The following is a 15080-nucleotide window of genomic DNA, read 5'->3' on the forward strand; positions in this document are numbered from 1 at the left end:
GATCCAAAAGACGATTTGCGCTGTAGGAGCCACTTTGCGTAGGCTTTATCGAGGGCGGCGCCGTTTCGCCTTTCTTTTCCCAGATCGCCTGTGACGATCATCCTAGTGGATGGCAGTGCCATTTCCTGTCTGCGGGTTGTAACTGCGCGCCTTGCGCAGGATCCGCTTCCAGTGGCGCCGGTCACGATCTTTCATTGAGCGATCGCGGCTGCGCTCTTTCAGCACAGTGACCAATTCGTCGCCATATTTCGTGTGTAATCGCTTAACCTCCTGCGCATCTTTTATACGCCGGTCCCTCGATTCAAACAGTGTTAGCATGCCTTGCCCCAGCCTTGTGGTGCGACCCACTGCTAAAGTTTATACATGAAATCAGCTGGTTCTAAAAACCTGTTAAGACAATTTTTACGAGGTTTTACTTAGTTTTCATCACCCATTTTCAGGGCAGCGATAAAGGCTTCCTGTGGAATGCTGACATTGCCATATTCGCGCATCTTGGCCTTGCCCTTTTTCTGCTTGTCGAGCAGTTTCTTCTTTCGGCTGATATCACCGCCATAGCATTTGGCGGTCACGTCTTTGCGCATCGCTGCAATAGTTTCGCGCGCGATGACCTTACCACCAATGGCCGCCTGTACCGGAATCTTGAACAAATGACGCGGGATCAGGTCCTTGAGCCTTTCGCACATATGCCGGCCACGTGATTCCGCCGCATCCCGGTGAACAATCATGCTGAGCGCATCGACCGGATCGCCGTTCACCAATATGTTCATCTTGACGAGATCGCCTGTCCGCAGGCCAACCTGATGATAATCGAAACTCGCATAGCCACGAGAAATGCTCTTCAACCGGTCATAAAAATCGAACACAACCTCATTGAGCGGCAACTCATAAACAACCTGAGCGCGATCCCCAACATAGGTCAGGTTCTTCTGCACACCACGACGATCCTGACAGAGTTTCAGGATACCGCCAAGATACTCGTCCGGGCAGTAAATTGTTGCTTCAATCCATGGTTCGTCGATATTGGATATCTTTACGACATCCGGCATATCGGCGGGATTATGGAGAAACTGCTCCGAGCCGTCGTTCATCACCATCCGATAAACGACAGACGGCGCTGTCGTGATCAGGTCCAGATCATATTCGCGGGTCAGACGTTCCTGAATAATCTCCAGGTGCAGCAAGCCCAGAAATCCGCAGCGAAACCCCTGCCCCAACGCAGCACTGGTTTCCATCTCAAAGGTGAAGCTTGCATCATTCAGACGCAATTTGCTGATACTTTCCCGCAGCTTTTCAAAATCCGCCGCATCAACCGGGAAGAGGCCGCAGAACACAACGGATTGCACTTCCTTGAATCCTGGTAATGCTTCTGCCGCTCCGCCTTTGACGGTGGTGATCGTATCGCCAACCGCGGTCTGGGACACTTCCTTGATCTGCGCAGTGATAAAACCGATTTCACCGGCCGCCAGTTCTGGCAATTGCTCGATCTTTGGCCGCATGCAACCGACACGATCAACCAGATGTTCGGTGCCCTGGGCCATGAACTTGATCCGCTGCCCTTTGGTCAGCACACCGTCAATAACCCGAACCAGAATGACAACGCCGAGATAAGGATCATACCAGCTGTCCACCAACATAGCTTTCAACGGCTTATCGCGATCCCCTCCGGGCGCCGGTATCTTCTCGACGATCTGTTCCAATATGTCTTCAATACCAATGCCCGACTTGGCCGAGGCCAGAACCGCTTCGGATGCATCGAGGCCGATAATCTCTTCAATCTCGGTACGAACCCTTTCCGGTTCCGCTGCAGGCAGATCAACCTTGTTCAGCACAGGCACGATCTCGTGATCATGTTCGATTGACTGATACACGTTGGCGAGCGTCTGCGCTTCTACGCCCTGCGCCGCATCGACGACCAGCAGCGCACCTTCGCAGGCAGCCAGGCTGCGTGACACTTCATAAGCAAAGTCGACATGGCCTGGTGTGTCCATCAAGTTGAGTTCGTAGGCCTCGCCATTTTTCGCTGTGTAACTCAGCCGCACTGTCTGGGCTTTGATAGTGATACCGCGTTCCCGTTCGATATCCATATTGTCGAGCACCTGCTCGCTCATCTCGCGTTCGGTCAAACCGCCGGTATATTGGATCAGGCGATCCGCCAGTGTGGATTTGCCATGGTCAATATGCGCGATGATCGAGAAATTACGAATATGGGAACGTTCTGTCATAGCGCGCCGATAGCAGGGGTTTTCACCGCTGTCAGCAGGGAAACGCGTAAAATACGCGCCGCCTGGACATAGTCGTTCAGACGGCGCGCATATTTCTATATTATCGGAGTGATATCACCCGAGACTAGTTGCCTCCACCAAGGGGAATGCGGAAGCCAACGTTGAACAAGGATTGTTCGCTTTTCACGCCCAATGTCGCGGGCAACAGATCAACGTCATAGTCACCGCGATCCGTGGCACGGTAGGTATACTGACCGAAAAGCTCGAAGGACGGGCTTAACCTGTAGGTGATACCAGCCATGCCCTGATAGGCGAAACGGGTTGTCTTATCATCTACAACGTCGATTCCGGATGGTGCATATTCGACATCCTGTCTGGTAAAACCAACGCCAGCGCCAACATATGGCACAAGAGTTTCACTGATCTGGAAATCATAGAAAGCGTTGGCAAACAGACCATAGTTTTTGATCTGTCCATCGTCGGTACTCAAAACCGCTCCAACCGTCGGATTGGCCGGATCGGCCGCACCACGAGTCAAAACCGCTGAGTCCACGCCATCAATCACAGTTCCGCCAACCGCTAAATCACGATGCAAATCCACGCTGGATTCATTGTAGAAGCCCTGCAATTCAAACCGAAAACCATTATCAAAACGGTAGCCAGCCAGTAAATTGAGGTCGAGGCCATTATTCAGTTCAGTGGTCCAATCGAGATCGGTACCGGCTGCAATGGCATCAAAGTCGGCTGTCGCCGCTACATCGCCTTCAAATTCTCCTCGATTTTTTGAATCACTTGGTAAGTTAAGCCCTGCCGATGCACCTACATAAGGCTCTCCGGCATGAGCGGCACCACTGAACGCAAGAGACGTTCCTGCGGCAAGGACTGCAAATAGTTTATACGAACTACGCATATTCAACTCCAAACCCCTGTTCGGTGTTGCCCCGCTGCGAACAGAGTTGGGGACGCGCTAGCCCTTTTCAATATGTTCAAGCTTCGGTTCGTCGCAAAAAACTGGTGTATTTCTGCCATTTCATGGCGAAATGTTGGAAATTGTGACTAACTTACATCACTTGACTGCCGTCGCAAAAGCGACTGCCTCGGCGCAATCCATATGACTTCGCGAAATAGGCTACCAAAGCCCGCAGCGGAATTTTTAGTAGATTCCGCCTTCATCCTGAAGGAAATCATTATCGTTCTGCGCAGGCCTGTTGCCACGCCCATTATCTCCGTCACGATTACGCGCAGCAAGTTTCGCTGCCCGGATCTGGGCCTTTTTTGCTTCCAGACGAGCGAGCAATTCCTCCTTGCGGATCGAGCGCCGTGGCTCGGTTTCCGGTTTGAACACATCCCAGATTACCGCTGATCTCGGATCATCGGAGGGCCAGCCGCCGAAAACCCGCTTGCCGCTTTTGCGGTCTACCCGGACCATACGGACACCGCGCGGGGCGACAAAAGGTGTTTTAGGCATGCCAGCCATGGCCTTCTGGGCAAATTCCTTGAAAATAGGAGCTGCCAGCGTGCCGCCCTGGGCGTAACCACCCATATTGGCTGGTTGGTCAAAGCCCATATATACTCCGGCAACCATGTCCGGTGATCCGCCGACAAACCAAACATTGGTTGGGCCACTTGCCGTTCCGGTCTTACCGAAAAGTGGCCGGTTCAGACTCTTCAGATTTTGCGCTGTGCCGCGCGTTATAACGCCTTCAAGTATATTGACCATCTGGTAAGCGGTCATCGGGTCCATCAGTTGTTTGCCTGCCGGTCTTGGGCGCGGCATCGTTTCCCCATCCCAGTCATCCTGGTTGCAATCTTCGCATATCCGCTTGTCTGCGCGAAAAATCACCTTTCCTTGGCGATCCTGGACAAAATCAATCACGGTCGGGTTCAATTCCCGTCCATGGTTGACCAGCATGGAATAGGCATTGGTCAGTTTTTCAACCGTTGTGTCCCCGGCACCGAGCGCAAAAGCGAGATATGGTTTATAGTCACCAATTCCCATTGTCTTGATGGTTTCGACGACATTGTCCATCCCGGCATCATTGGCGGCTCGGACAGTCATCAGGTTGCGAGACTGTTCGACACCCCAGCGCAGCGTTTGTTCGCCAGCTCCGCGCGAACCGCCGAAATTCCGGAAACATTTGCGGCCAAGTGCGGCAGATTGATAAACACAGAAAGGACTGTCGACAATGATGGTTGCCGGTGTCATGCCCTGATCAAGCGCAGTGGCATAAACGAACGGTTTGATTGTCGATCCTGGTTGGCGCTCGGCCTGAGTTGCCCGGTTAAATGAGCTCATCCGATCATCAAAGCCGCCCTGCATTGCCCAAATCCGTCCGTTGCGTGGATTTTGGACAACCATGCCGCCCGATACTTTGGGCACGTTGCGCAACGTATAGCTGCTGCCGGTTGGACTAACCGCAATAATATCTCCGGCAGCCAGTTTCCTCGGTGCGCTAGCCAGACGACCGGTCGTACCATCGGTAAACCCGATTTCGGCACCATTGCCCTGACGCTGCAAGGCCACGGCGATCCGCCAGTCGGCATAATCGGTATTGATGAAAGTCGAGGCCAGTCGCTGAGCCCATTTATCATCCATCTCGATTTTGTTTATCGGTCCGCTCCAGGCCTTGCCGCGACTGTAGCGCAACAATCCGGTGCGCAGAGCATCTTTGGTATATTCCTGCAATTCAGGGTTAAGCGATGTGCGCACCCATAAGCCCCCGGAATAAACGCTATAGGGGCCTGCCTCCTCATTCTCGCCAAATTGCTCGATCAGCTGGCGACGAACTTCTTCAATAAAATAGCCGCCGACACGCTGGAACCGGGCCCCGCGAGACCGGATCGCTCCCAATGGCTGAGCCACTGCACGGTCATGCTGTTCCTGGGTGATCCAGTCATTGTCCAGCATCCGGCCCAAGGCCCAGTCACGGCGGTTCACGGCCCGCTGTTCGTTATTTTCCGGGCGGTAGTTAGACGGCCCTTTAGGCAGGATCGCCAGATAGGCCATTTCATGAAGCGCCAGTTCATCAACATCCTTGCCAAAATAAGCTTGCGCCGCAGCTTGCACGCCATAGGCATTACGGCCGAGAAATATCTGATTGAGATATAGTTCCAGAATCTCCTGCTTGGTCAGCACTTCCTCGATACGATAGGCGAGCAACGCTTCGCGCACTTTTCGGCGATAGGAGACCTCGTTGGTGAGCAACAGATTCTTGGCAACTTGCTGTGTGATTGTCGATGCGCCTACCGGACGACCGCTGTTGGAAATATTGGTGACGATCGCGGTTGCAATGCCGGGATAGTCAAGGCCGCCATGTTCAAAGAATGTCCGATCTTCTGCCGCAAGATACGCCCGCACCAGCAGCGCAGGATATTCCGCAAATTCAAGTTGCACGCGCCGTTCGCGCGCATAGCTGTGCACGGGTTCGCCATCATAAGCCCGAACCATGGTCGGCAGAGGCGGCTCATATTGCTGCAGCGTTTTCGCATCGGGCAAGTCACGCGCAAAAATGACCCAGATCATCAGCCAGCCCAAAAGACAAAGCGCGACAAAAGCGAGAAACAGCCGGAACAAGCGCTTTTGCCACAGCTTTTCAACCCAGCTGATAAAGCCGCCAGTGTTACGCTCCAGTTTGTAAGCGAGGCTTTCCGAGGCTTCAGCGCCTGAGTTATCGGGTGTATTTTCGACCATATCCTGCGCTATCTAGCACTATCAGAGGCATTTTCCAGATAATATCGACGAAAAATAGAATCGCTTTAGCATGACCGAGAAACATAGATAAAATTGCACCTGCACATAGGCGCAAAGTTTGGTTGCACGATTAGCGCTGTGCCAGCTTACGGGCGAAATGGGCCTCAATCGCATTGGCAATACCGATTGCGACCTTGGATTGTCCTGCGCGAGAGCTCAGCAACTCGACATCTTCCTTGTTGGTCAGATAACCGCTTTCAAATAGAACAGACGGCGTATCGGGCGCTTTCAGCACCACCAGCGACGCAAACCGATGCGGATTTGTCCGGAATTTTATCATTCGCTGTCCTTCGCGGATCAGCAGCTTGGCAAAATCGGCGGACACGTTCATCGTCTCCCGCTGAGTGAGATCGATGAGAATAGACGATACATCGCGATTGGCACCGCCCAGATTGACACCATTGATGATGTTTGATCTGTTTTCCCTCGCCGCAAGTTTTGCAGCTTCCCGGTCAGATGCTACCTCTGACAGGGTATAAACGGTTGCTCCGGCAGCGGATTCATTACCTGCGGCATCAGCGTGGATTGAGATGAACAGATCGGCATCCAGGCGCCGGGCTATGCCGTAACGCTCTTCGAGCACCAGATATTTGTCGGTATCACGGGTCATCGCCACACGCACCCGTCCGCTGGCCACCAATTGATCGCGGACCGCACGTGAAATTGCGAGGGTGATATTTTTTTCCCGCTGGCTGCCATGCGGCGATATGGCACCGGGATCATGTCCGCCATGACCAGCGTCGATAACGACCAACGGTCGGCTATCATCGTCGGGACCTTCGATTTTCGGTAACTCCACCTCATCCTGAGGCTTACCGAGCGGCACTTTCACACTATAAGTGTTTTTGGGTGGCTCGGCACGAAACTGCACTGGCGGGAGGAAGGATTTACGCCCTCTATTGATGGCAGCGCCGCCAACCGATTGCAGACGCAGCTTCAGGCTCTTGCCGTCAGCAGCAAAGGCACCATCGGTTATCACCGCCGGACCGGCCAGGTCAAAGACGATACGCGCTGTATTCTGGTCATATTGACCTTGCCGTACGGATTTAATCATGCCGGTTGCACGACCCCTGCGTCCACCGGTCTTACCGCCCTTGATATCAACCGCAATACGGTTCGGGCCGATCAGAGAAAAAGCTGATGCGCCCTCAACCAGACCATCAAAAGAGACAGTAATTTGACCATCACTGGTATCAATACGACTGACCGAGCCGGCATTTGCCGGATTTAACGTCAACAGAGAGGATGCTAAAATGGCAGCGAACGGCATGGCGGCCTTATGCAATGCACCTGCCATATTGGTCCAGTCAAATCTCATATCAGCTGTATCACCTAAGGTTTTTCACCACAGAACGCGGTAAAGACCCTCTTAAGCATATAAGCGTAATCTCCCGTAAATTGAGATGGTTAACAGGAAATTTACCATGTTTGGATTAGGCTGAATCCAGTTTCATCGCGCGAAAACCGTGACGGTCCATTGCGGTGATAGTTTGTGTTGCCGATTTGTGATTGCGGTGCTAGCACTCTTCTCGTGCTGTGACGAAAATGATGAAAACGGCACAAATAGAGCTGGTATTTATCCAGTATATACAGGTTGAAGCGACATGAGGCATGACATCTCCGGCTCCGGAACTCTTCCACAGGGAAGCGTTTCTATGGACGGAAAGACCCTGGCTAACGGCCCGGGCCATGCATTTGTCGCAGACACATTTTTTTCAGAGATATTTGAATTTAACCGGATGACGCCGCCCGCTCCCCCTGTTTTGGCAGCGCGCAAGAAGACGTCGTCCCTTTTATATTGCATGGCCCGGCCGGGAGCATTCCCGCCGCACCATGCCAGGAGTATATTGAATGACAACGCGCATGTTAATCGACGCGCGCCACCAGGAAGAAACCCGGGTGGCGGTCGTAAAAGGGAACAAAATTGAGGAATTCGATTTTGAATCTTCGGAACATAAACAGCTAAAAGGCAATATTTATCTAGCAAAAGTAACGCGAGTGGAACCCTCGCTACAAGCGGCTTTTGTTGATTATGGTGGCAACCGTCACGGGTTCTTGGCCTTTAGCGAAATTCATCCCGACTATTACCAGATACCAAAAGAAGATCGCGAACGTTTGCTCGCCGAAGAAGCAGAGCATGCCGCTGAAGAAGCAGCTCTGCGCGCGAAAGAAGAAGAGGAAGAGGACGCACCCGCAGACATGGTGCGCAGCGAAGCCACCGAAGAGCTCGATACGGCTCTGGTTGAAGTGGAAAAAGACGAGAGCGTCGACACGATTGATGTGACTGAGGGTGAAGTCCCGGCAGAAGAAGCCAATGATGACGCAAATGATGAAGATGGCGACGACGATTCTGACGATGATGACAACGCAGAAGAAGCCGAGAGTGAAGGCAGCTCTGACGACAGCGATGGCGAAAAGGAAACAAAAGGTCGAAACCGGCGCGGCAAGGGCCGGAACCGTGGACGCGGTGGCCGTGGCGGCAAAAATATAGCCAAAGCCAGCGACCAGGCCCGGCAAAAGCGGATGGCGCTACGCAAGCGCTACAAGATTCAGGACGTTATTCAGCGCCGTCAAGTTGTGCTGGTGCAGGTCGTCAAGGAAGAGCGCGGCAACAAAGGCGCTGCTCTCACCACCTATCTGAGCCTCGCCGGACGCTATTGCGTGCTTATGCCAAATACCTCCCATGGCGGTGGCATCAGCCGTAAGATCAACAATGCCGGTGATCGCAAACGACTGAAATCGATTATCGCTGACCTGAAACTGCCCAACACCATGGGTTGTATTGTTAGAACAGCAGGACTGTCCCGCACCAAACCCGAGATCAAGCGCGATTTTGACTATCTCGCCCGGCTATGGGACGAGGTTCGGGAAAACACCCTGGGTGCAGTGGCACCCAAATTGATCCACAGTGACAGCGATCTCATAAAACGGGCCATTCGCGATATCTACAACCGCGAGATCGAGGAGGTTCTTGTTGAAGGCGCAGACGGTTATGCTGCGGCCAAAAGTTTCATGAAATTGCTGATGCCAAGCCATAGCCGGCGGGTCAAAAGCTATGCCGATCCCGTGTCGCTCTTCCAGCGTTATGGCGTGGAAGATCAGCTCTCGGCGATGTATCAGCCCGAGGTTCAGCTGAAATCCGGCGGTTATCTGGTCATCAATCCGACCGAAGCTTTGGTCTCCATCGATATCAACTCCGGCCGTTCCACGCGGGAACATGGTATTGAGGCCACCGCGGTCAAGACCAATCTGGAAGCCGCTGCAGAAATAGCCCGCCAATTGCGCTTGCGCGATATGGCTGGTCTGGTGGTTATCGATTTTATCGACATGGACCGTCATGGAAATATTCGCAAAGTCGAACGGGCCATGCGCGATGCGTTGAAAAACGACCGCGCACGCATTCAGGTCGGTCGGATTTCCAGCTTTGGACTGCTCGAGATGAGCCGCCAGCGCTTGCGCACCGGCGTGCTGGAAGCATCAACCAAAGTTTGCCCGCATTGTGAAGGAACCGGTCTCGTCCGCACAGCTTCTTCTTCTGCGCTTTCAGCCCTGCGGTTGATCGAGGAAGAAGCGGCCAAAGGCAAAGCAAAAGAAATTACGCTCACTGCAAGCCAGGAAGCAACAATCTACGTGTTGAACAGTAAACGGCATGAGATTGACGATATCGAGAAACGCTATGGCGTATCGGTTCAGATTACGCCCGATGGCGAAATCGAAGGCGCACGCATGGAAGTCAAGGGTTCCGGCGGAGCGCCCAAAAATGTGCCCAAGTTCGAACCCATAGTCGATGAGGATGAAGACGAGATCATCGATGCAGCCGAGCAGGATGACGAAGCCGAAAACCGTCCACGCAAACGGCGCAGACGGCGCGGACGGCGCGGACGCGGAGGCGACCGAGCGGAAAGCAAGGATGGCGAGAATACCGAGAAAGCAGCTACAGACGCACCACAAGATAACAGTGGAGAGGATGCGGCTGACAAGAGTGACGAAGGCGAGAAGCCAAAGGCGCGCCGGTCTCGTGGCGGGCGCACTCGCAAAGCTAAGGACGACCCGGTAGCGGCCGAGGAAGGCACCGAAACCGCCACTGAGGAAGCTTCCAAACCTGAAGAGAAGCCAAAAAGGGCCAGCCGGTCGCGCAAGAAGGCTGATGCTCCTGCATCAGATAAAGGTGCGGACGACGAAACCGCTGCAGCCGATGCAGAGGAAAAGCCGAAACGGCGGCGCGCTCCGCGAAAAGCAAAAGCAGCAGCCGAGCCCTCAGAGGCATCGGATGACACAGCCGGTGAGGCAAAGGCGGCGAAACCGGCAGCGAAAAAGGCACCGCGCTCAAGGGCGAAGAAAGCTGATGCCGATAGTGCCGATGCGACAGAGAAACCGGCAAAAAAATCTGCTGCAAAACCAGCGGCCAAGAAAACAACGGCCAAGAAGTCTGCTGCTAAAAAGGCAGATGATGACGCAGCAAACGAAACCGTGTCTGAAAAAACCGAAGCCCCACGGGGCGGATGGTGGCAACGGACCTTCGGTTGATAGAATAACGGGAGCGCCCTTGCGCGAACAGGGGCGCTCCTCCTTTGATACTGCCAGATATTCGCAACGCGGGTAGATGAATGCTGACGGAGGAATAGACAGATTTCATCGCAGGTTCAGTCTGATTATGCTAATAGCATTCGATATTGCCAGACCTTCATCCAGAGGAAATTCATGTCATCGCTGAACAACACTAGACATCAGCCATTCGCGCGCTTGTCGCTGTCTCGCATTGGCCAGCTATTTACTGCCCTGCTTGCGATGATTGCGATCACCGTACAACCAGTGGCAGCCCAATCGATACTTCGCGATGCCGAGACAGAGGCATTGTTCAGCGATATGGTCGCACCCTTGGTTGCAGTGTCCGAACTGGATGCCAAAGATGTCGAGGTCATCCTGATCAACAGCAGTCAGATCAACGCCTTTGTTGCTGGCGGACAACGCATGTTTTTCTATTCCGGCACGATTGCAGCAGCGGATACTGCTGTCGAAATCCAGGGTATCATGGCGCATGAGCTTGGCCATATTACCGGCGGCCACATTATCCGGTTTGATGAAGGCATCAAGACAGCGACCGGCATCACCATACTCAGCCTGATCCTCGGTGCTGCGGCCATTGCTGCCGGAGCGGGCGACGCTGGCGCTGGTATATTGGCCGCAGGGCAGCAGGCCGCTACCGGCAAATTCCTGGCCTTTAGCCGGGTGCAAGAGCGCAGCGCTGATTCCGCCGGTGCGCGTTATCTTTCGGCGGCCGGCATTACCGGGCGCGGCTCGATCGATTTCTTCAAGAAACTGCAAAATTATGAATTCCGCCTCGGGATACCGCAAGAGGACAGCTACGGCCGTACTCACCCCCTATCTGGCGAACGTGTGACTTTGCTTCGCGATGTCTATCAGGCCGATGCAGCTTGGGACGTACCACCTGATCCGAAAATTGAAGAACGTTTTCAACGTGTTAAGGCTAAACTGCTGGGCTTTACCAACGAACCAGCAACAACCCTGCGCGAGTTTCCCGAATATGACCAGAGCATTCCAGCACGCTATGCTCGGGCCTATGCATGGCACAAGAGCGCCTATCCTGATCGCGCACTGTTGGAGGTCAATAATCTCCTGAAAGACAGTCCGAATGACCCCTATTTTCTGGAGCTGCACGGTCAGATATTGCTGGAATCCGGCAAACCGGAAGAGGCGATTGCATCCCTGCGTAAAGCAGTGCGATTGACCAATAACCAGCCGCTTATCGCCAGCCTGTTTGGCCATGCGCTTATTGCGACCGAGGATGAGACCCATTTTGAAGAAGCGCAGCGGGTTTTGAAAGCAGCTGTTGTCAAGGATAACCGCAATCCCTTTGCGTGGTACCAATTGGGCGTGGTCTATTCCCAGCAGGGAGATACAGCACGGGCGCAGCTGGCAACGGCCGAAAGCGCGCTGTTGCAGCGTAATTACAGCAGCGCCATTCGCAGCTCCCAAATCGCAATGGCCGGAATCAAGGAAAACACACCGGAGTGGATACGCGCGCAAGACATCTCGTTGATCGCGAAAAACGAATTTGAGCGGTCAGACCGGCGTCGCCGCTAAGATATTCCCAGACAAATTTATCCCTGCTTCTGTAACAATTGTGGACAAGCGGACGAAGCTTCTACAAGGAAGCTGAAATCTTTTTGATGGTGAAATGTGGAAAATAGTAACAGGAAGTGGATGATTATGGCAGGTGGCGGTTTGGCCATAGCAGCGGCAGCGACTGTCTGGTTCATGCAGACAAGTGGCACCTCAGCCAGCGATGAAGCAACAAAAGCGGCGTTTGCTGCGGGCATTGACAGTAAGGAACAGGCGGCCATCGAAGCCATTGTTCGCGACTATATTCTCAAAAATCCCGAAATCATTCCTGAAGCCGTTGAGATACTGCAAAATCGTCAGAAAACTGCGGCTATCGACGAGGTCCGTGCAGATATCGAAGCGCCCTTTGCTGGCGCCGCCTTTGCCGGGAACCCGAATGGCGATGTCATCGTGGTCGAATATTCCGACTTTGCCTGCCCCTATTGCAAGCAGACGACCGCCGATATTGACAGGGTTCTGAAAGAGGATAAGAATATCAAGGTTGTTTTCCGCGAACTGCCAATTCTGAGCGAAGCCAGCAATGACGCTGCGATGATGGCCCTGGCAGCGGCCAAGCAGGGTAAATATTACGCCTTTCACAAGACCATGTTTGCAACCGGCCGCCCCACCCCATCGACAATTGCGAGCGCCGCCAAAGAGGTTGGCCTCGACATGAACGCAGCGCGCAAATTTATCACCTCACCCGAAGCGCAGCAGGAAGTCCAGCGCAACATAGAGGTTGCTCGCAAACTCCAGTTTACCGGCACACCGGCCTTTGTTGTTGGAAACCAAACCGAGGTTGGCGCCGTCGGTTATGATGGATTGAAAGAAATGATTGCCAAGGCGCGAGGTTCGAAATAGGCGCCTCGCCAACCAACACGCTTTCCTACAGAGCCAAACAGATGATAATATCCGTGCGGCTCTTTCTCAGAATTGAATATTAAACGCGGCCATGCAGCGCCGCGCCAAGAGGGTGTGATTTGTGTGAACTTTGAATGCTATCAATCGAAGGAAACGTACCAAAGGGGATGGTTCACTTTGTCAACTTCGCCTGGATCAGGACTCGTCTAGCCGCCCTTTAAAACCCTGTGCAACCACATACCATTCGGACGAACCTTTGCGACTGGCAGGCGGCTTGGCATGTTTCACGGTCTTGAAATGCTGCTTGAGCATTGTCAGCAACTCGTTATCCGTTCCGCCAGCTAACACTTTGGCGACAAACGCCCCGCCTTCCTGCAGGTTCTCAATCGCAAAATAAGCGCCGGCTTCAACCAGCCCCATCGTGCGCAGATGATCGGTTTGTTGGTGTCCGACGGTATTGGCAGCCATATCGGACAAAACCAGATCGGGCGCACAGCCCAACGCGTCCATTAGTTTATCAGGTGCGCTGTCATCCATGAAATCCATTTCAAAAATGGTCACGCCGTCAATCGGGTCAACCGGCAACAGGTCGATGCCGACAATCTTGGCTTGTGGCACGAATTTCCGAATGACCTGCGCCCAACCACCCGGGGCAATACCCAGATCGACCACGGCCTTAGCCTTGCGAACAAATTTGAACCGCTCGTCCAGTTCTAGAATCTTATAAGCTGCACGAGACCGATAGCCATCTGCTTTCGCCTTTTTCACATAAGGATCGTTAAGCTGTCGCTCCAACCAGCGGGTCGAACCGATTTTTCGGCCTTTTGCGGTCTTTACGCGCTCTTTATGTCCTGATCGCCCTCGGCTCATGACGGCCGCTTTCGTTCATGAGAGGACATTAAAGACCGCAATATACCTTCCCGAATACCGCGGTCAGCAACACCGACCCGACTGGCTGGCCAGATGTCGAGAATGGAATCGAGTATGGCGCAGCCGCCAACGACCAGATCCGCACGCTCTTTGCCGATACACGGTATTGCAGCACGCTCGGTTGGCGAGGCTGCGGCCAGCATGGCGCTGATATCGCGCATGGACTCCGCCGGCACAATCAATCCGTCAATCACTTTCCTGTCATAATGTGGGAGCTTAAGATGCAGGCTCGCAAGTGTCGTCACGGTCCCACTGGTTCCTAGCAATCGAAAATCTGAATTTTCCAATACGGGCAGACGATTGGCAAACTCCGTAAAGCTTTCGGCCACTCTTGCGCGCATATTGATAAAGGCCTGCTCTCGCGCCTGCGCATCATCACCGTCATATTTCTCACTTTCGGTCAGAGAGACCACGCCCCAGGGCGCACTCAGCCAATCGATAATCTCCGGCGCCGCACCGGACGTATCGACCAGAACCAGTTCGGTCGAGCCGCCGCCAATATCAAAGATCAGAGCGGGTCCGTCACCCGGTTCCAGTAATATCTGACAGCCCAAGACCGCAAGCCGGGCCTCTTCTTCGGCGGTGATCACATCAAGCGCTATGCCGGTTTCTTGACGAACGCGATCGATGAATTTCTCGCCATTGCTCGCGCGTCGACAGGCTTCGGTTGCCACAGACCGGGCCAATGTAACATTCCGGCGTTTCAGCTTGTCCGCACAGATGGATAATGCCGCAACCGCCCGATCCATCGCCCGATTGCTGATCCGGCCGGTTTCAACAAGTCCTTCACCCAAACGCACAACGCGCGAGAAAGCATCCGTGACAATGAAGCCGTCGGCAGAGGGCTTTGCAACCAGAAGTCGACAGTTATTGGTGCCCAAATCGATAGCCGCGTAGGACCGCAGTCTGGGCCAACGGCCGCCATTATGCTGGGAGGGAGACGCATTACGGCTCCCGTTCTTATATCTCGCCGCATGTTTCGGACGGCCTGCCCTTGCGGATTTTCCGTCCTGCTGTCGTTGCGGCGATGGGGATGATTCATCCGCCATTTCCGTTACTCTTATGTTCTCCGGATCGGATAATACCGCCGGTACTTGCCAATAGAGATAACCTCAGCCCCTGCGATGTGCAAGAGTTTAGCGTCAAACAGCGGACAGATTTCCAATTTGAAAAGCCTTGACCAATAGTTGGCC

General features: G+C 53.7%; 10 protein-coding genes. 3 read left to right on the forward strand and 7 right to left on the reverse strand.

What is annotated here, in order from left to right:
- Positions 1-102 precede the first annotated feature (102 nt).
- The 5 genes from DG177_RS05525 to DG177_RS05545 form a co-directional block, all read right to left on the reverse strand.
- Entirely contained in the window at positions 103-318 is a 216-nt protein-coding gene (locus DG177_RS05525) for a hypothetical protein (protein WP_108810573.1), read from the reverse strand.
- Between the two features lie 98 nt (positions 319-416).
- Positions 417-2222 carry a translation elongation factor 4 gene (gene lepA, locus DG177_RS05530; RefSeq protein WP_108810574.1) on the reverse strand — a complete coding sequence of 602 codons (1806 nt, stop codon included), beginning with the start codon at positions 2220-2222 and terminating at the stop codon, positions 417-419.
- Between the two features lie 124 nt (positions 2223-2346).
- Entirely contained in the window at positions 2347-3132 is a 786-nt protein-coding gene (locus tag DG177_RS05535) for an outer membrane beta-barrel protein (protein ID WP_108810575.1), read from the reverse strand.
- Positions 3133-3375: 243 nt separating this feature from the next.
- Positions 3376-5913 carry a PBP1A family penicillin-binding protein gene (locus DG177_RS05540; RefSeq protein ID WP_108810576.1) on the reverse strand — a complete coding sequence of 846 codons (2538 nt, stop codon included), beginning with the start codon at positions 5911-5913 and terminating at the stop codon, positions 3376-3378.
- 130 nt (positions 5914-6043) lie between these two features.
- Complete coding sequence (locus tag DG177_RS05545; RefSeq protein WP_108810577.1) at positions 6044-7291, reverse strand: N-acetylmuramoyl-L-alanine amidase; 1248 nt, start codon at positions 7289-7291, stop codon at positions 6044-6046.
- 533 nt (positions 7292-7824) lie between these two features.
- Here DG177_RS05545 and DG177_RS05550 point away from each other — a divergent pair.
- The 3 genes from DG177_RS05550 to DG177_RS05560 all read left to right on the forward strand — a co-directional run bounded on the left by DG177_RS05550 (position 7825) and on the right by DG177_RS05560 (position 12957).
- Complete coding sequence (locus DG177_RS05550) at positions 7825-10500, forward strand: Rne/Rng family ribonuclease (protein WP_108810578.1); 2676 nt, start codon at positions 7825-7827, stop codon at positions 10498-10500.
- 174 nt (positions 10501-10674) lie between these two features.
- Positions 10675-12078, forward strand: coding sequence for a M48 family metalloprotease (locus DG177_RS05555; RefSeq protein ID WP_108810579.1), 1404 nt, complete (start codon positions 10675-10677; stop codon positions 12076-12078).
- A 120-nt stretch (positions 12079-12198) separates the two neighbouring features.
- Positions 12199-12957, forward strand: a complete 759-nt coding sequence (locus DG177_RS05560) for a DsbA family protein (protein WP_337658543.1) — start codon at positions 12199-12201, stop codon at positions 12955-12957.
- A 195-nt stretch (positions 12958-13152) separates the two neighbouring features.
- Here DG177_RS05560 and DG177_RS05565 read toward each other — a convergent pair whose 3' ends face one another.
- Both DG177_RS05565 and DG177_RS05570 read right to left on the reverse strand, forming a co-directional pair.
- Positions 13153-13827, reverse strand: a complete 675-nt coding sequence (locus tag DG177_RS05565) for an SAM-dependent methyltransferase (protein WP_108810580.1) — start codon at positions 13825-13827, stop codon at positions 13153-13155.
- The gene (locus DG177_RS05570; protein ID WP_108810581.1) at positions 13824-14936 is read right to left on the reverse strand and encodes a Ppx/GppA phosphatase family protein; all 1113 of its coding nucleotides are present in this window, start codon (positions 14934-14936) and stop codon (positions 13824-13826) included. The genes DG177_RS05565 and DG177_RS05570 overlap by 4 nt, the downstream gene beginning before the upstream one ends.
- Positions 14937-15080: the final 144 nt, after the last annotated feature.

This window comes from Sphingorhabdus sp. Alg231-15 (assembly GCF_900149705.1).
In the GTDB taxonomy this organism is placed as follows: domain Bacteria; phylum Pseudomonadota; class Alphaproteobacteria; order Sphingomonadales; family Sphingomonadaceae; genus Parasphingorhabdus.